Source organism: Pseudactinotalea terrae, from assembly GCF_009733845.1.
In the GTDB taxonomy this organism is placed as follows: domain Bacteria; phylum Actinomycetota; class Actinomycetes; order Actinomycetales; family Beutenbergiaceae; genus Pseudactinotalea; species Pseudactinotalea terrae.
Genome location: NZ_WNXZ01000002.1, coordinates 574,698 through 592,735, shown reverse-complemented (window position 1 = coordinate 592,735; position 18,038 = coordinate 574,698). Strand labels below are relative to the sequence as shown.

The window sequence follows — 18,038 nt, the reverse complement described above, 5'->3', positions numbered from 1 at the left end:
ACTCACTTATGCTGGCTCGGTGGCGGACGGCGGACTGGTATCGATCATCATGCCCGTCCACAACAGCGCTGGCACCGTGGGTCAAGCCGTGCGGTCCGTCCTCGCGCAGGGCCACCAGGACTGGGAGCTGCTGATCACCGACGACGGGTCCGCGGACTCCTCGTGGGAGCGGCTGAGCGCGTTCGCGGCGCAGGACGATCGGATCAAGCCGCAGCGCTCGGAGAGCGCCGGCGGTCCAGCGGTAGCCAGGAACAAGGCGATCGCGCGTGCGAGCGGATCCTGGGTGGCCTTCCTCGACAGCGACGACCTCTGGCTCCCCGAGAAGCTGGAGCGACAGCTGCAGTTCGCACGCGATACCAGCGCGGTGCTGAGCTACAGCGCCTACTACAAGGTCGCCGCAGATTTCGCAGACGAGGCCAAGGACTTCCAACCGAACGAACGGATCATCCACACTCGCGACCACCTCACGTACCGGCGGATGCTCGACGCGAACTTCATCGGGTGCCTGACGGCGATGTACGACCGCGACGCCCTGGGCACGCGCCTCATGCCCGAGCTCCGCAAACGGCAGGATTACGCGCTGTGGCTGTCGATCCTGCGCGACGGCCATGTCGCACACGGCATCCAGGAGCCGCTCGCGCTCTACCGCGAGGCGGGCGCAGGATCGGTCTCGGGCGACAAGCTCTCGCTCGTGACGTACAACTGGCAGCTGTATCGGGAGGTCGAGGGGCTGTCGCTGCCCCGGTCGGCGCTCGCGCTCACCACGTCGACGGTGCGGTCGTTCAGGAACCGAAGGGTCTGAGACCCACCGCGCGGCGGCCATCGATTGGTGACCTCTAGCGGGGCCCTGGATGGTGGCCGTCTGTCCACGCGAGTGCGCGACTACGCCGCGCCAGCCCCGAGTATCCGGAGCCCGTTCCAGCCGTGCCCGACCTGGCCGCCCGAGCGCCAGCTACCGGATGCCGTGCTCGTGTAGAGCATGAGATCCCCGCTGCTGGTCCTCGCCAAGAGGTCCGGTCGACCATCACCGGAGAAGTCCCCTGGCGCAACGATGCTGCTGAAGACCTGCCACCCATGACCAACCTGCTGGCGAGCACCGAGGCTGCCACCACCGCGCCCGGGGTACAACCAGAGCCTCCCCTGACTGTCTCGCGCGACGATGTCCGGGCGCCCGTCCGACGTGACGTCACCGGTCCCGAGGATCGCGGTCATGCCGGACCAGCCGTGACCGATCTGCACGCCACCGGCGATCCGCCCATTGGAGGTTCCCGCGTAGAGCCACAGTCGACCGTCATCGTCACGGGCGAGGAGATCGGGTCGACCGTCACCCGACATGTCGCCGGCTCCGACCAAGAGATCTATCCGCCCCCACCCTGGTCCGAGCACGATCGGCCCCGTGTACCCGCCGGAGGCCGTGCCGGTGTAGATCCGCAGGCGACCACTCGTGTCACGCGCGACTACATCACGGTAGGTGTCGTTGGTCAGATACCCGACGCCGGTGACCAGACTCATCGATGACCACCCCCACCCGACCACCCGGGATGGGCCGAAGCCGCCCGTCCCGGTGCCGGGGTACCTCACGAGATTGGCGTTCGGCCTGATAGCAAGCACTCCCGGGTCATCGGCACCGGGCCCGGTGTCGGCACGAGGTCCTGCCGGTCTCTTGCTGTCGTACCAGACGTTGGTGGATGTCCAGACGCTGTTGTCGAGATTCCCGGCAACGCCATACCGGAAGTCACGGCCGAACATGTTGCCGGCATACCGGGCGCTGTCGACCTCGTTGCGACCCCCACCGTTGATGGTGAAGTTGCCGCCGTTCATCAGGTTGCCGCTCACGAGCAGATTGGAGATGCGGTCTCTGCCCAGGAGGGATCCGATCTGGAGGGCAGCGTTCATCGGATCATCGGTCGATGCGACGAAGGCCTGCAGGTTGTTGTCTCGCAGCATGACGTTGTCGCCCGAGCGGATCTGGATGCAGTCGTGATGACCTCCGGACTGACGCGTCAGGTCGTGGATGTACGACCGTTCGACCCTGACGTTGTCGGCCTCGATGCGGATCCCGTCCTCCGCGGAGTGGATGTCGGCGTAGCGGATGACGGTACCGGGGCCGCCGCCGACGAGGATCCCGATGCCGGTGCTGCGCTCGTTGTCGATCTCGACGTGTTCGATCAAGGTGTTGGCCGCATCACCGGCGATCCGGATGGGGTAACCGTTCCCACCGCCCTGGACCAAAGTGTTGCGGATGGTCACGTTGTCGGCCCTGACCGTGATCGTGCCGTTGACGCGGAGACCGCTCACGACCGTCCCGTCGCGGGTGATCACCAGACTGCCCGACGTGCGTAGCGTCACGCCTGCTGGTACGCCGGTGTTGCTCGCGTTGGGGAACCCGGGCGGAGTCATGGGCGCAGCGCTCGCTGGTTCGGGCGCGACGATCGCTGCAGACAGCAGGAGCGCGATCGTCGCGACGAGGATGGAGATCGTGTGTCGGGCGCGGGAACGCGAGCGCAGCTGAGGCTCGCCCTCGCGTCGCTGATCGTGGGCAGAGTGGAGCACGTCTGATCTCCTTGGACCTTGGTGGGATGTGCCAACGTTGGCCTTCAATCCGGCTACTCACCGACTGCCCAAGCCAGAACAAGCGGACTCGCCCAGGCCTTGCGGTCGTGCGGCGCGAGCCGCCCCCCGACCCAGAGCTGCCGACTCATGGGAGTCGGCACCTCCGACCGTCACAGCACATGCTCTCCCAGCATCTGTCAGATGTGTTCGGGCCGCGCCGTGAGGCAACGAAACGATAACAGCAGCCGCATGCCGTCGCTCACGACGGGCTCTCCAGGTCACGACATCGGCGGCCCGGTACCGGGCGCAATCACCGCATCTGAGATCGACGACACGCCGTTTCCTTCCTGTTCTCACCTCGTTCTCACGCTGGACAACTACGTTCGGCACCATGCCCGCGCAACAGACCTTGCCCTTGAAGTCGATGGGGATCGTTCTCGGAGGGGTCACCTTGCTCCTCATCGCGCTGGATCAGCTCCTGTTCAACATCCGGCCCGGCGAGAAGCTCGACGCGTTGCTCTACATCTACTTCGATGTCACGCGAGAGGGGAACGTGCCGACGTTCTGGAACGCTGCGTTGCTGCTCTGGGTGGGTGCCGCAGCAGCGCTCGTCGCCTATCTCAGTCCCGGCCGTGCCGTGGGCTGGTGGGTCACGGCGGGTGTCGCCACGTTGATGAGTCTCGACGAGACAGTCCAGATCCACGAGCATCTCCGAGGGCTCGGCAATGCGATCCAGACCTGGCTGGGTGTCACCTTTCCCACCTTCACCTGGCTGATTCCCGGCGTCCTGATTGCCCTGGCCGGAGCCGTGATGCTCTGGATCTGGTCGGGTCGGCAGCCCACCACCACTCGGCGCGGTCTGCGGTTGGCAGTGGTGCTCTACGGCAGCGGAGTTGTCGTCGTCGAAGCTGTCGGAGGCATGGTGTGGCGTGTCACCGCCGGTGGCAGCGCCTATCAGGCCATGGCTGGCCTCGAGGAACTCCTCGAGATGGCGGGAGCCATCGTCGCTCTACTGGCAGTTCTTGGAATGCTCGGGGTCACCCAGATGGGTCAAACCCGCTCGATCAGCGCGATGACCGCTGCCAGTTTCTGATCGTAGATCGACGGTCAGTCAGCGCCGGGCCCGACGACGCGAAAACCGGTCCAGCCGCTCCCGACCTGCGGACCTGACCGCCAGCTGCCCGAACTCGTGCTTGTATAGAGAAGCAGCGCGCCGCTCGCTGTGCGCGCGAGCAGGTCTGGCAGGCCGTCGCCGGAAAAATCGCCAGGAGCCACGATGGCATCGAAGATCTGCCAACCGTGGCCCACCTGCTGGGAACCCTGGAACCTGCCATTGCCGCGACCCGGATACAGCCACAATCGGCCTCCGGCGTCCCGTGCGACGACGTCCGGCCGACCGTCCGAGTTGACATCTCCCGGCGCTGCCACAGCCGTCATCACCCCCCAACCCACGCCGATCTGCACTCCTCCTGCAAGCTGACCACTACCCCGGCCGGCGTACAGCCACAGACGGCCGACCGTGTCCCTCGCCAGGAGGTCGGCCCGTCCGTCTCCGGTGAAGTCGCCGACGCCGAGCAGGAGGTTCATCTGGCCCCAGCCGGGCCCCATCACGGCGCCGCGCACCAACCCACCCGTCGCCGTGCCTGCGTAGAGAACGAGGCGCCCCATGCTGTCGCGCGCCACGACGTCACCGTTTCCGTCACCCGTGATGTCACCGACGCCTGTCACCAGGCTCATCCCACCCCAACCGACGCCGATCTGCTGCCGAGTACCGAAGAGACCCGCACCGTTTCCTGGATACCGGTAGAGCACGCCGTCCGGAGAGATCGCTAGCACGGACGAGCCGCTGGCAGTGCCATCGCCGGGCAACGAGCCCGGATAGCGAGCAAACACCTGCGTGTAGTAGCGGTCGCCGTTCAATTCGCAATACCCGATGCCCACATGGGTGTAGTTGCCCAGCAGGTTGGCGTTGTGCCCGGGAGAACCGATCCAGGCCGCGACCACGCGGTCATAGGAGTAGCCGCGAGCGACATTCTCCGCTGCTGCCGACCAGCCTGGTGGGATCTGCTGGGCGAGACGCGGGTTGTGCCCCATCTCACCGCGACTGCATTGCACATCCGACCACGAGGCGGCGACGGCGTCGAGCTGAGCGTTGCGCACCAGGAGCGTACGCCCGTTGCTACTGCGGTGCGTATTGGTATCGGCGTAGATCCGGGCAGTGGCCGTGCTCTCGGTGACCGCATGCGCGGGAGCCGCTGGCGCGACGCTGAGACCCAAGGTGACCAGCGCTACGGCCGCGAGGGCAAGAACCGAAGATCGTCGACGCTCTACACGATTCGACCGATGGTCGGCATCGGACGGATGGTCGGCATCCGGGTCGTCAACCATGTTCGCAGCCTAGCCAGGACCTCGGCGCGGTGTCGGCGAAACCACCCCAAGCCCGCGACGGGCGATCCGCCGACGGAGCGGTCATGACTTGACACTCACTGCGGGTCCTCACCCCTCTGAAAGAACCCTATACAACGACGCCAGCTTCGCCTCTTGGCTCTCCCACGAGTACGTCTCCTGCAGGTTGCCTTGCGCGATGCGTGCCCGATACTGCGGCAGCGCCGTCAACGCCATGGCTAGAGCCTTCGCGCAGGCATCCACATCTCCGTGGGGAAAGACCTCTCCGACGCCGGTGCGGCGCACGAAATCTCCCATCTCTGCCAGGTCGCTCGTGACAATGGGCAGCCCGGCAAAGACATAGTCGAACAACTTGTTGGGCAGAGCCATCTCGTGATTTCTTATCCCACCGATCATGGGGTGGACGCCGAGGTCAGCTGTCCGCAGGTAGTCGAGCACGGCTTCGGGCTCCACGGGCTCCAGCAGGTGCATCCGATCAGCTACACCCATCTCTGCGCCACGACGCGCGAGCTCCGGGGCGAAGGGAGCTGTAGGGCTCGGAACACAGATGAGAGCCAGGTGTACGCCTGGGAGCTGCGCGAGAGCGTCGACCACGGTGGCGACTCCGCGCTTGGGCGCCGTCACACCGGAATAGACGATCAACGGTGTCTCCGGCCCGAGCTGGCAGTCACGGCGGACGTCGGACGTCGCCTCGACGCGATTGGTGACGACTGGCGCGTTCAGGACGACGGTCGGCCGGACAGCCAGGTGATAGTTGCGATGGAGCGCCTCGGCAATGGGCTCACTGACGGTGATCACCGCGTCCACGCTCTTGATGTAATGCGACTCCATCTGCTGCCACGCACGTCGCAGCCGCTCATTCGGCCGGACGGCACCGGCCACGAACTCGTGCGCGTCGTAGATCAGGCGTCGACGGCCGCCCTGAGCACGGAGGTGGTTGGTCGCGTTGACAGCGGCCTCCAGAACTGCGGCATCGTGTGCGTGGATGATCGTGGGATCGTGGCGCCATATCTCCCGAGTCAATGCAATGCTGATGTCAGAAAAGGCCGGCACTTCGTAGTTCCAGTCCAGCCGTCGGACTGGGCGGTCCTTGTCGTCGATCGCGGCCCAGCGTCGCTCGAGCCGAGCCTCCCGGCCATCGTGGTAATGCAGACGCAAGGCAGTCAGGAAGCGGTACAGACGGAGTATCGCGCGCACTGGCCGTGAGTGCCGCGAGGCGCGCAGGCCGGCGATGACGTTCTGCTGCCGCACCCACTCGGCTTCGGCCTTGGAACGATACCCAGGGAATCCTCGGCGGCGCGCCCGGCGAGCGCGTTCCCTCTCCGCCTTGAGCGCGGTCGTCGGGAAGGGGACCGGAAGTCCGATGGTAGGGATACCGTCGAGGCACCCCTCGACCCGCTCGGTCGCTCCTCGCGGAAGTCCATGGATGAGGGTCACGTCGTAGCCGAGCTTGTGGACCGTCTGGGCGGACTTGCGGACCCGCGCGTCGGCGACGATGTCAGTGTGAACGACCATGACGACCTTGAGGGGGCTCACGGCTCGATCTTCAGGTGGTTCAGGAACCACGTCGTCCACAATTATTCCCCAGGTGTGCTTCACTGCGAGAGCGTCAGGCTACTGGACGGCGAACACTCTCCTGCACGATCCGAGCCGACTTGGTCCGTGCGCGGCGCAGGCGCCCCCGCTACCTCAAAGCCGGGGTAGCGCTCGGCCCTCACCCTGACCAACGACGATCCGCTTCACACCTTCCCAGCCCTCGTCCGTCGTCATGTTGCGGCCGTCGACGAGAACCTGCACACCCGGCAGCATCGCAGCACCGAGCCCGGAGTACTCCGGGTGGTCAGCCTGGATGATTGCCCCATCGATCGGCGTGCCCAGCTCGTACGCGTCGAATCCGTAGGCGCCAAGCTCTTCTGCTGTGTACATCGGGTCGTGGACAACGACCTCGGCACCAGCGTCACGCAGCGTAGCCACGATCGGGAAGACTCCTGAGAACGCCGTCTCCTTCACGCGACCCCGGTAGGAAGCGCCCAGCACCGCGATTCGGCGACCTGCGAGGCCCCCCAGGGCGCCCTCAAGCAGGCCGACGGTGTAGCCCGGCATCGCCATGTTCGCCTCGCGTGCCGCGCGCACGACCGTCGCGTCCGGGTCGGTCCAGAGGTAGAGCCGCGGATACACCGGGATGCAGTGTCCGCCCACAGCGACACCTGGACGGTGGATGTGGCTGTAGGGCTGCGAGTTGGACGCATCGATGACCTGGAAGACGTCGATGCCCTTGCTCGCGGCGAACTTCCCGAACTGGTTCGCCAGCCCGATGTTGACGTCACGATAAGTGGTCTCGGCCAGCTTCGCCATCTCGGCGGCCTCGGCGCTTCCGAGGTCCCAGACCCCGTTGCCCCGCTCGAGGTCGGGCCGCTCGTCGAAGTCGAGCACGGCCTCGTAGAACTTGGTCGCGAGCAGAGCCCCGGCATCGCTGAGGCCCCCGACCAGCTTCGGGTACTTCCTCAGGTCGGCAAAAACGCGACCAGTGAGCACGCGCTCGGGGGAGAACACCAGGTGGAAGTCGGTGCCTTCCGCGAGGCCGGAGATCTCCTCGATGAGCGGCTTCCAGCGGGTACGCGTGGTACCGACCGGGAGCGTCGTCTCGTAGGAGATCAGCGTGCCCGGCGTGAGGTGCTCCGCAAACGATCGCGTCGCGCTGTCCATCCAACCGAAATCCGGTTCCCATGTCTCGTCGTTGACGAAGAGCGGTACCACGATGACGATCGCGTCGGCGCCAGGGATGGCGTCGCCGTAGTCGGTCGTTGCGCGGAGGGTGCCCGCGGCCACCGTCTCGGCGATCTTCTCCTGGAGGTGCGCCTCACCCGGGAACGGCTCTCGGCCCGCGTTGACCACCTCCACGAGCTTCTGGTTGACGTCGACACCGACGACCTGGTGACCCTTGGATGCGAACTGAACTGCGAGGGGCAGCCCGATCTTGCCCAGCGCCACGACAGCGATCTTCACTCGCGGTTCCTTCCTTCAGGACGATCGATCTCAATGCGGCGGCGCCGCGTTGCCGGCCTCGGAGCCAGACCGGCGGCCATGACGGTTTGTCAGACCTTGATGGGAACAGTAGTTCCGTCAGCGGCCGACGCGAGCACAGCCTCGGCCACAGCCACCGTCGCGTAGCCCTGCCGCATGGTCACGATGTCACTTTCCTTGCCGAGGACCGCATCGCGGAACGACTCGTGCTCGACGAGCAGGGGCTCGCGCTTGGAGATGGCGTAGCGGACCACGTCCCCCTCGGAGACGCCACGGAACTGCGCGACGTCCTCCCAGACGGTCTTGATCAGGCCGTTGGCGTAGAACGTAAGGTCGGCCAGCAGCGTGTCAGCGATGAACGTGCCCTTCTCACCGGTGACGACGGTGAGTCGCTCCTTCATGGGCGAGAGCCAGTTGACGAGGTGGTTGCTGACCGTGCCGCCAGACAGCATGCCGGTGATCGCGACCAGGTCCTCGTGCTCGCGTCCGCTCTTGTAGGCGGTGCGGGCCGACACCGCGGTGAACTGCTGCTGCGTGACCCACGCCGTCAGATCGATGTCGTGCGTCGCCAGGTCCTTGACGACGCCCACGTCGGCGATCCGGGCCGGGAACGGACCCTGCCGGCGCGTGGCGATCTGGTAGACCTCGCCCAGCTCGCCGCCGTCGAGTCGCTCGCGAAGCGACTGCAGCGCGGGGTTGTAACGCTCGATGTGCCCGACGGCGCCGACCAGGCCCTTGGCCTCGAACGCATCGGCAAGCGCGCGCGCACCCTCGGTGTCCTTGGCGAGCGGCTTCTCCACCATCGCGTGCACGCCGGCCTCCGCCAGCGCGAGCCCCGCCTCGGTGTGGAACTGCGTGGGGGCCGCGACCATCGCGTAGTCGATGCCTGCCTCGATCAGGGCGTGGACATCCGGCAGCACCGGAAGGCCGCCCGCCACCCCGTGCGGGTCCCCGCCGGGGTCAGCGACGGCGACGAGGTCGACGCCCTCGAGGGAGCGCAGCACGCGCGCGTGGTGGCGACCCATCATGCCCAAGCCGATGAGGCCGGCGCGGAGGTTGGCCATCAGGCACCTGCCTTCACGACGGTGTTGACCGCCGTCACGATCCGGTCGAGGTGCTCCTGCGTCAACGAGGGGTGGACCGGGAGCGAGATCACCTCTCGCGCCGCCCGCTCCGTCTCGGGCAGGTCCAGCCCGGGTGCGAACGGTGCGAGCGACTCCAGGCGGTGGTTCGGGATCGGGTAGTACACACCGCTCCCGACGCCGTGCTCCTCGCGCAAGGCCGTCACGACCCGGTCGCGATCCTCGGCGACCCGGATCGTGTACTGGTGGTAGACGTGCGTCGCGCCCTCGGCGACCGGCGGGACGACGACGCCCTCGAGGTTCGCGTCGAGGAACGCGGCATTGCGCTGCCGGTCCGCGGTCCAGCCGCCCACCTTGGTGAGCTGGACGCGACCGATGGCGGCGTGGATGTCGGTCATGCGGGCGTTGAATCCGATGACCTCGTTCGCGTACTGCCGCTCCATCCCCTGGTTGCGCAGGAGGCGCACCTGGCGCGCGATGTCACCGTTCGCGCAGGAGACCATCCCGCCCTCACCGGAGGTCATGTTCTTGGTGGGGTACAGCGAGAACATGGCGAAGGAGCCGAACGTCCCGACCTGCTGTCCGTTGAGCGAAGCTCCGTGCGCCTGTGCCGCGTCCTCGAAGATCTGCAGCCCGTGCTCGTCCGCCAGCGCCGTGAGGGCGGCCATGTCGGCCGGGTGGCCGTAGAGGTGGACCGGCATGATCGCCTTGGTGCGATCGGTGATCGAGGCGCGCACCGACTCGACGTCGAGGCAGAACTGATCGGGCTCGATGTCGGCGAAGACCGGCGTGGCACCCGCGAGCGCGACCGAGTTACCCGTCGCGGCGAAGGTGAAGGACGGCACGATCACCTCGTCGCCGGCGCCGATGCCCGCTGCGAGCAGGCCGAGGTGGAGCCCCGCGGTCCCCGAGTTGACGGCGACCGACTCGCGCCCGCCCGCCAGCTGCTCGCCGAACTCTTTCTCGAAGGCGGCAACCTCGGGACCCTGGGCGATCATGCCGCTGCGCATCACGCGGTCGACCGCGGCGCGCTCGTCGTCGCCGATGATCGGCTTCGCGGCCGGGATCAGGTCGTTCACGCTTGCTCCTCGTCCTGCGGCGTCAAGGTCTCGCCGCTCTCGATATAGATCTCCGACGTGCGTGGACACTGCCAACGCCCGTCACCGACTGACACTAGAGGAAGGCCCGCACGACCGACCCACTTGAGGCGACGCGCCGGAACGCCCGCAACGAGGGCGAAGTCTGGCACGTCCTTCGTGACCACGGCACCCGCGGCGACGGTGGCGAAACGCCCGATCGTGACAGGTGCCACGCACACGGCACGGGCACCCACCGACGCGCCGCGCCGCAGGGTGACGCCGACCGCCTCCCAGTCGTGACCGCTCTTGAGCGAGCCATCCGGGTTGATCGCGCGAGGGAAGGTGTCGTTGGTCAGCACCACTGCCGGCCCGATGAAGACACCATCCTCCAGAACCGCCGGCTCGTAGACCAGCGCGTAGTTCTGGATCTTGCAGTTGGCGCCCATGGTCACACCGCTGCCCACGTAGGCGCCGCGACCAATCACACAACTCTCGCCGAGCACGGCATCTTCACGAACTTGAGCCAGGTGCCATACGGAAGTTCCATCGCCGATCGTGGCGCGAGCATCGACGTCTGCAGACTCAGCGATCCTGATACTCATTGTGACCCTCCCTGGCAAAGCCGTGTCCGGATGGACGCCGCCGCAAGCGTAGCCGGGCGGCCTGCCAGCACAGTGGGCGACAGCCTGTGAGTCGCACCACGCCTGGCAGCGATGGACGCCACCACCCGCCCCGCGGCAGAGATGGTGGGTATCCTGACCGACGTCCATTGGCCGCCCGGTCGGGGACGAGGAGGGTGAGAGTTGGCAAGGTTGGCCACGGATACCGCGGACGAGGTGCATGTCTATGAACCTCATCGCGCAGGCATCCCTCCACTCGTTCCCTATTTCCGCGGTCTGTGGACGCGGCGAGAGTTCGCTGCTGAGTTCTCGAAGTCCGGCATCCGGGCAGCCAACACGCAGACAGTCTTCGGGCAGCTCTGGCTGGTACTGAACCCCCTCCTGCTCGCGCTCGTCTACTACTTCCTGATCGCGGTGCTGCGTGGGGGCGACTCAGGGGGACTCCCACGCCTGGCCAATCTGACAGGCGGTCTGTTCCTCTTTACATTCGTGTCAGGAAGCATGTCCTCGGGAGCAAGTTCAGTCACGGGTGGCGGGCGCCTGATCATGAACATGAACTTCCCACGACTCCTGATGCCCTTCGCTGCGGTCAGGACCGCTTGGTTCAGGTTCCTGCCTACCCTCCCGGTGTACGTCCTGCTCCATCTGCTCTCCGGAGCAGGCTGGTCGTGGACGATGCTGCTGTCGGTCGTCTTTCTCGGATATGCCGTGATCTTCGCCATGGGGATCGCCGCCCTCCTGGCGACGCTCCAGGTCTACTTCCGGGACACATCGAGCTTCTTGCCCTACTTCAGCAGGATCTGGCTGTATGTCTCTCCGATCCTCTGGGCCGTGCATGACACGGCCGGACAGTTCGGGACTTTGATGGCCGTCAACCGCATCGTCAATCCTCTCTACTCCATCGTCGGTGGCTGGGTTGAGCTCAGCCTCAACGGCGTCATGCCGAGCCCGACGACCTGGGTGATGGGCGCCGTCTGGGCAGTCGTCATGTTCGTCGTCGGTTCGCTGCTGTTCATGTCCCGGGAGCGTGATTTCACTGTCCGTCTCTGATAGCACCTACGACGACGCTGAGATGGACATCGCTCACTCAGCTCAGAAACCGAGCCCTGGCGAGCCCCCGGTCGTCAGCGTCCAGGATGTCTCGATCACGTATCGCACCACGTTCGAGAAGGTCCCGACTCTCAAGTCCGCGATCGTCCGTTTCGGACGAGGGGAGCGTGCCGTGCATGTCGTCGAGGCGCTTCGCGGCGTCAGCTTCGACGTCACACGAGGCTCGTCAGTCGGGATCATCGGCGCGAACGGAGCCGGCAAGTCCACGTTGATGAGGGCGATCGCGGGGGTCCTGCCACCGTCATCCGGTCGGGTCGAGGTGCGAGGACGTATCAGCGCCTTGCTCGCGCTCGGCGTGGGATTCAACTCCGCGCTGACCGGTCGCGAGAACGTCATCCTGGGAGGTCTTGCGTCGGGCCTGAGTCGCAAGGAAGTCGTGGCGCGCGCCGAAGAGGTTGCTGCGTTCGCAGAGATCGGTGAGTTCATCGATGTGCCGGTGCGGACATACTCATCCGGCATGTACCAGCGGCTGGCGTTCTCCGTCTCCGTGCACATGGACCCCGATATCCTGTTGATCGACGAGGCCCTCTCTGCCGGCGACGCCAGCTTCAAGGTCAAGGCCAACGCGAAGATGGCCGAGCTGATGAAGTCGGCCCGCGCCATGTTCCTCGTGTCGCACTCGCTGAACGCCGTCCGCGAGATGTGTGACGACGCGCTATGGATCCACAAGGGCAAGTTGATGATGCACGACACGCCCGATGCCTGCATCAAGGCGTACACGAAGTTCCTCGAGGTCGGAGAGAACGCCTTCACGCTCGAAGATCTATGAGTGGGCGAGCCGACGTCGCCGTGCTCACCTCGGGGCACGACGCAGCCGATGCTCGCCTCCACCGAGAGACAGCGGCTCTGCAACGGCGCGGGCTCGCCGTCGAGGTGCTGGCACTGGGCTCGAGCTCGGACGGGCCGGACGGCGCCACCGTGCGCACCTGGAATCGCGGCAATCCCGTGCAGAGAGCTATCCACGCCGCGTCCCTGCCGTGGCGCACTCGCGCACGCATCGTAATCACGCTCGACCCAGACATGGCGTTCGTGACCGTTCTACATCGCCTGCTCGGTCCCGGGCGAGGTCGCCGGATCGTTGCCGACGTCCATGAGGACTACGCGGCACTGCTCCGCGACCGCGCGTGGGCTCGCGGCATCGCCGGCCTGCTCGGTCGGGCATGGGCGCGGCTGGGATCCTGGGCGGCCGCTCACGCCGACCTGACGGTCGTCGCGGACAGCCATCTGCTGCCCGAGGCACCACGCCGGATCGTGCTCAGCAACAATGCTGACCTCAGCTTCCTCCCCGCGCCTGCCGACCCTGAGCCGCAACCTCGCGCCATCTACATCGGGGACATCCGCTCCAGCCGCGGCCTCGACGCGATGATCGAGGCGATCCGCAGGGCCCCGGGCTGGACGCTCGATCTCGTCGGGCGGGTCGGCACCGCGGCCGGCCGAGAGCTGCTGGACCGTGTCCAGGCCGATCGCGACCTCGGCGGCCGGGTGCGCGTGCACGGTCAGCTGCCACCGCGACAGGCATGGCAGCTGGCGCAGGGTGCGTGGGCAGGCATGCTCCTTCTCGAGGACACACCGGCGTTTCGGGAGGCGGTGCCCAGCAAGTTGTACGAGTACACGGCGGTAGGGCTCGCTGTCGTCGCGACACCGCTCCCCCGGGTCGTGGATCTCCTGCACACCTGGGGCAACGGTGTGGTCTCCGGTTCGGCGGCCGACGTCGCTGAGCAGCTGCGCGCATGGTCGAGCAGACCTGCCGATCTCGCGTCATTGCATCGGGCAGCACGCAACTGGCGCGCCGGGACGCCTGATGAACCGACGGATCTCGCGGCGTTCGCAACCGCCGTGAAGGCACTGAGCGGGAAGGCGTCATCATGACGACGAGGCCTCATCTGCTGCTGATCGCGATGTACTTTCCCCCCTCGCGCGCCTCCGGCGTGTACCGCGCGCTTGCGCTCGCCAACTACCTGGCCACGCACGGCTGGCGGGTGACTGTGATCACCGTCGACAATGCGTACTTCGACGAGGTCACTGGCTCTGCCGACCCCGATCTGCTCGAGCGGATCCACCCCGAGGTCAGGATCCGTCGTGTGCGGATGCCGCGCGGCCACCTACAATCCGACCTCCGAAAGGTGGGCTGGTGGCGAGCCAACTTCCCCAAGCCAGCGGCCCACATCGACGGGCTGGTGGGCAAGTTCTTCCCCGACAAGTACACACGCTGGATCCCCGGCGTCGTGGCCGACGCGCTCCGGCTGCATCGTCGTGAGCGCATCGATCTCGTGCTCGCGACTGGGAACCCGTGGAGCGGCTTCGAGGCAGCCCGCCTGATCCACCGTGCCACACGGGTGCCCTACGTGCTCGACTACCGCGACTCCTGGACGCTGAGCCAGTTCACGGAGTCGGACGCGTTCCCGCCCGGCCACCCTGCACGCGCCGCCGAGGCCACCGTGATGGCGAGCGCTGCGGCCGCCGTGTTCGTCAACGAGCCGATGCGCCAGTGGCACGCCGAACGTTACCCAGACAAAGCTGACCGGATGCTGGTCCTCGAGAACGGGTACGACCCGGACCTGTTCGATGCTCCACCGTTCCGACGCCCGGATCCTGACCAACCGTTACGGTTCGGCAGCGTCGGCACGATCACGGAGGTCTGGCCGCACACGCAGGCATGGCGAGGGTGGGAGCGCGCACGCACGGCACCCGAGCTCCAGGGGGCGGCGTTCGACCTGTACGGGCACCTCGGTTTCTTCCCGCATGCCGTCCCGATCATCCGCAAGCTGCTGCCCTCCTCGGCGTCGGGGGTGGTCTGGCGCGGCGCCGTCAGCAAGACTGACCTACGCCGCGTGTACGACGAGATGGACGTCGTGGTCATAGCGATCCCGTCGTCGCGGTACGTGACTGCGGGCAAGGTCTACGAGGCGATGGCGACCGGCAAACCCATCGTCGCGATCCACACCCCCGAGACAGCCGCGAGCGGCCCGCTCCGTGGCTATCCGCTCTGGTTCCCGGTCGCCGAGCTCTCGATCGAAGCTGCCGCGGAGGCATATGTCGCCGCCGCGCGCGCGGCCCGAACCGTCACGCTTGCAGACCATGCCGCCGCGCTCGAGCACGCCGAGCTGTATCGTCGCGCGAACCTTTTGGCACCCTTCGAGCTCGAGCTGCGGAGGCTCGCCCATGGTTGAGTCAGTCCTGCAACGGGAGGGCGCGCCGCTGGTCGTCGTCACACCGTGGTTCCCAAGCGTTGACCACCCCTTCGCGGGGGTGTTCGTGGCGGACACTGTTCGCTCCCTCGGCCACGCGCTCGGCGGCACGCTTCCGCCGGTCGTTCACGTCGACAACCGCCTTCCTGAAGACTGCACGCCCCCAGCCTGGGAGCGCTACGGCGACATCGACGTGCTTCGCATCCCTGTGTCGACGCCGCCCCGTACGAGCCGGCAGCAGATGGGCCGAAACCAGCAGAGCGCGCTGCTGGAGCACGCACGCGAGCTGATCCAGGGTGCGGACGTCGTGCACGCGCACGTCGGGATTCCCGCAGGCTGGGCTGTGGCTGGCGTCGTCCGGCCCGAAACGCGCCTTATCGTGACCGAGCACGCCACCTATCTGGCACGGGAGCTCACCCACCCTGCTGGTCGTCAGATGTATCGCGAGGTCCTGGCGCGTTCCGCGCACGTCCTTGCGGTCGGCGATGCGGAGGCGCGCCGCATCCGCCGGACGTTCCCTGAGCACCGCACCAAGGTGGCGGCGTTCGGCAATCCCGTGCGATCGCGGACGCTGCCGCTGCGCGCATCGGAACCTGGCTCCCTCGACCGCTGGCTCTTCGTCGGCAACCTGATCGAGCGCAAGGGCGTCATGAGGACTCTGGAGTCCTTCGCGCGTTGGAGCGAGGAACACCCCGACCGCGCGACGAGCCTCACGTTCGTGGGTGGTGGAGAGCTGGACACGAAGCTGCGGGAGCGCGCAGTTGAGCTCGGCGTCGCTGACTCGGTCACGTTCAAGGGTCCGGTAGCCCCCGCGGACCTCCCCCCGCACTTCCTGACGGCCGACGTCCTGGTTCACCTGTCGACGTTGGAGACCTTCGGGCTCACACTGGTCGAGGCTGCGTTGACCGGCCTCCCGGTCATCACGACGACATCCGGCGGTCCGGAAGAGACTCTCGCCGAGGCAGCGTCGGCCGGCCTGGCCAGGTTCGTGGGAATCCGACCGAGCGTCGCCGATGTCGTGGCCGCCGCACGCGTCCTGGAGTCGTCTGCCCCAGGGGCCGATTCGTCGCGGATCAGGGCAGACCTGCTCGAGCGATACGGCGAGGAGGCGTTCGGGGCTCGGCTGCTCGCCGTCCTCAAAGGGGGCCCGGCGGCGCCGAATCTTCCTGACGACGCCCCCACGCTCGTGGCGCTGGCCAATTCTCCGCGCGCGTACCGCCGGATGCACCAGCTCGTCCTCATGGCGACTCATGCCGGAATCCGACTGATTCAGGTGACGGACGAGCCGGGCGAGCGCGACGCCTGTGACCCTCGCGTCGACGTTCTCGACTTCAGCGGCACGACGAGCAACGCGCCCTGGCACCTGCCCGAGCGTGCGCTCATCAGCGAGCTCCCCGCGTGGCTGCTGCGCCGGGCCACCGACGTCGGTGCCTTCGCCGCGAAGGTGACGGGCGGCGGCTCACGCGAGGAGACTTGGCGGCGGCGCGCGGAACGGGTCCAGGGCCGCCACGCCCGCGTGGCCCGAGCAATCCACGACCGCGGCTTGTACCGGTTCGGGTACTCCTACGTCGACCCCTGGTACTCCGGCTGGCGCTGGACTGACCACATCATCGAGCGGGTGCGCGAGCATCCCGTGGTGGCGGTGGCCATGCTCGACACGACGACACGCCCCGTTGCCTGGCGGCTGGCGCGCGAGTTCCCTGACCTCCAGATCCTGGGTGTGCCGAACGTCCAGGACCTGTGGTCGTTAGCTCAGGAGAGCCCGGCCAACCAACCGCCGAGCGCCTGAGCCGACGCACGACCGTCGTGCACCTCTGAGACATAGCGCTGGCCCCTTCGTCCAATGCGAGCGCGACGCTCAGGATCTGCAGCAAGACCGTTGATGACATCCTCAAGATCATCTGGAGTCGCTTCGACTATGGGTAACTCGATGCCCGTGGTTGCCCTGACCCTTTCACGTACATCTTCACGCACGTGCCCGACGACGACGCGCCCGGCCCCCATCGCTTCACACGCTGCCACGCCGTAGCTCCCGATCCGGAACTGGTCGAGCACGATATCCGCCGCCTGGACTACCTCAGGCACCTTGTGCGATGCCACTTGGCGTGCACGGAGGTACCGGATCAAACCCGCCTCGCCCATGCGTCGCATCACCGGGTCGACCAGGTCCGACCCCTTCATCGGTCCCCGGCTGGGCAGATGAAGCACGCTCGGGACCGCATCCAGGGCCGGTGCCGGCATCTCCATCCACCGAGCGTGATCGACAACAACCGGACACCAGGTCGCACCTCTCACGTCGTCGAGAAGGTCGGGCGTCGAGACGAACGTCGGACCGTCGAACGCCGCGAAAACCGCAGCGACCGTTCGAGCCCGGTGCTCTCGGAGCGGCAGATCCGCGAGCACCTCCCCCCTGAAGGGTGACCATGCGTCGCGCACGGCGTGCTGCGAAGGCAACCTCACGTCCGTTCCATGCGCGATCAGCGCGACAGCAAGCCCTGACTCTCGAAGCGCCGCGATCTCTGCCTGGACGTCTCGATGAAAGAGCGCGCCGAACAGCGGTCTCCCAGCCTCTAGGAGTACATGCGAGAAGTTCGCCCTGACCCACGCCAGTTGCTGCCGGGCCCACTCGCGATCGCCGTCAGCCACAACCGATGGAATGCGCTGGTCGCTGGGCATCGCCAAGGCACCGGCGCCGATCTCTACACAGACGGCGCTCGCGCCAGAGAGATTCGACGTCACTGCGTGTGACCAGGCATACCCCTGACCGGCAAAGTTCGCCGGCGCCACGAGCAGCCTCGGTTCACCCGGCGCCACAACTGGCCGGGCCGTCTCGACCCTCGGAGCGCCCTTGAGCCACCACCGGATCCGGAGCGCCGCCGATCGAACGGCGGGAGGCACCTGGTGGGCGAGCAACCTCGCGCGCACCGACAGCGATGTCATCACCCTGGAAATCCTGGTCAAGGCCTGGCGCAAGCG

The 18,038-nt window shown here is 66.9% G+C and carries 15 protein-coding genes; 7 read left to right on the top strand and 8 right to left on the bottom strand.

The window, feature by feature from the left end; genetic code table 11:
* Positions 1 to 49: 49 nt before the first annotated feature.
* Positions 50 to 802 carry a glycosyltransferase family 2 protein gene (locus GPA03_RS10210; protein ID WP_156252019.1) on the top strand — a complete coding sequence of 251 codons (753 nt, stop codon included), beginning with the start codon at positions 50 to 52 and terminating at the stop codon, positions 800 to 802.
* 80 nt (positions 803 to 882) lie between these two features.
* Here GPA03_RS10210 and GPA03_RS10205 read toward each other — a convergent pair whose 3' ends face one another.
* Positions 883 to 2,553 carry an FG-GAP-like repeat-containing protein gene (locus GPA03_RS10205; protein ID WP_156251866.1) on the bottom strand — a complete coding sequence of 557 codons (1,671 nt, stop codon included), beginning with the start codon at positions 2,551 to 2,553 and terminating at the stop codon, positions 883 to 885.
* Between the two features lie 391 nt (positions 2,554 to 2,944).
* On the opposite strand from GPA03_RS10205, the gene GPA03_RS10200 reads away from it, so the two are divergent.
* Positions 2,945 to 3,646, top strand: coding sequence for a hypothetical protein (locus GPA03_RS10200; RefSeq protein ID WP_156251865.1), 702 nt, complete (start codon positions 2,945 to 2,947; stop codon positions 3,644 to 3,646).
* A gap of 14 nt (positions 3,647 to 3,660) precedes the next feature.
* On the opposite strand, the gene GPA03_RS10195 is transcribed toward GPA03_RS10200, so the two are convergent.
* The 6 genes from GPA03_RS10195 to GPA03_RS10170 all read right to left on the bottom strand — a co-directional run bounded on the left by GPA03_RS10195 (position 3,661) and on the right by GPA03_RS10170 (position 10,746).
* The gene (locus tag GPA03_RS10195; RefSeq protein ID WP_156251864.1) at positions 3,661 to 4,941 is read right to left on the bottom strand and encodes an FG-GAP-like repeat-containing protein; all 1,281 of its coding nucleotides are present in this window, start codon (positions 4,939 to 4,941) and stop codon (positions 3,661 to 3,663) included.
* A 108-nt stretch (positions 4,942 to 5,049) separates the two neighbouring features.
* On the bottom strand, positions 5,050 to 6,558 hold the full coding sequence (locus GPA03_RS10190) for a glycosyltransferase family 4 protein (protein WP_162458331.1): 1,509 nt from the start codon (positions 6,556 to 6,558) through the stop codon (positions 5,050 to 5,052).
* Between the two features lie 90 nt (positions 6,559 to 6,648).
* Positions 6,649 to 7,965, bottom strand: coding sequence for a nucleotide sugar dehydrogenase (locus tag GPA03_RS10185; RefSeq protein WP_156251862.1), 1,317 nt, complete (start codon positions 7,963 to 7,965; stop codon positions 6,649 to 6,651).
* A gap of 89 nt (positions 7,966 to 8,054) precedes the next feature.
* Positions 8,055 to 9,047, bottom strand: a complete 993-nt coding sequence (locus GPA03_RS10180) for a Gfo/Idh/MocA family protein (RefSeq protein WP_156251861.1) — start codon at positions 9,045 to 9,047, stop codon at positions 8,055 to 8,057.
* Positions 9,047 to 10,144, bottom strand: coding sequence for a DegT/DnrJ/EryC1/StrS family aminotransferase (locus GPA03_RS10175; RefSeq protein ID WP_156251860.1), 1,098 nt, complete (start codon positions 10,142 to 10,144; stop codon positions 9,047 to 9,049). The genes GPA03_RS10180 and GPA03_RS10175 overlap by 1 nt, the downstream gene beginning before the upstream one ends.
* Entirely contained in the window at positions 10,141 to 10,746 is a 606-nt protein-coding gene (locus tag GPA03_RS10170; RefSeq protein ID WP_156251859.1) for an acyltransferase, read from the bottom strand. The genes GPA03_RS10175 and GPA03_RS10170 overlap by 4 nt, the downstream gene beginning before the upstream one ends.
* Positions 10,747 to 10,956: 210 nt before the next feature.
* On the opposite strand from GPA03_RS10170, the gene GPA03_RS10165 reads away from it, so the two are divergent.
* The 5 genes from GPA03_RS10165 (at position 10,957) to GPA03_RS10145 (ending at position 16,851) form a co-directional block, all read left to right on the top strand.
* Positions 10,957 to 11,814 (top strand): ABC transporter permease, encoded by an 858-nt coding sequence (locus GPA03_RS10165; protein WP_241681213.1) that lies wholly within the window; start codon positions 10,957 to 10,959, stop codon positions 11,812 to 11,814.
* 172 nt (positions 11,815 to 11,986) lie between these two features.
* Positions 11,987 to 12,643 carry an ABC transporter ATP-binding protein gene (locus tag GPA03_RS10160; RefSeq protein ID WP_241681212.1) on the top strand — a complete coding sequence of 219 codons (657 nt, stop codon included), beginning with the start codon at positions 11,987 to 11,989 and terminating at the stop codon, positions 12,641 to 12,643.
* Positions 12,640 to 13,743, top strand: coding sequence for a glycosyltransferase (locus GPA03_RS10155; protein WP_162458330.1), 1,104 nt, complete (start codon positions 12,640 to 12,642; stop codon positions 13,741 to 13,743). Before GPA03_RS10160 ends, GPA03_RS10155 begins: the two co-directional genes overlap by 4 nt.
* Positions 13,740 to 15,044, top strand: a complete 1,305-nt coding sequence (locus GPA03_RS10150; protein ID WP_156251855.1) for a glycosyltransferase — start codon at positions 13,740 to 13,742, stop codon at positions 15,042 to 15,044. The genes GPA03_RS10155 and GPA03_RS10150 overlap by 4 nt, the downstream gene beginning before the upstream one ends.
* Complete coding sequence (locus GPA03_RS10145) at positions 15,037 to 16,851, top strand: glycosyltransferase (RefSeq protein ID WP_162458329.1); 1,815 nt, start codon at positions 15,037 to 15,039, stop codon at positions 16,849 to 16,851. The genes GPA03_RS10150 and GPA03_RS10145 overlap by 8 nt, the downstream gene beginning before the upstream one ends.
* Here the strand turns inward: GPA03_RS10145 and GPA03_RS10140 are convergent.
* Entirely contained in the window at positions 16,815 to 18,002 is a 1,188-nt protein-coding gene (locus GPA03_RS10140) for a glycosyltransferase (RefSeq protein WP_241681248.1), read from the bottom strand. The genes GPA03_RS10145 and GPA03_RS10140 overlap by 37 nt on opposite strands.
* Between the last annotated feature and the right edge of the window lie 36 nt (positions 18,003 to 18,038).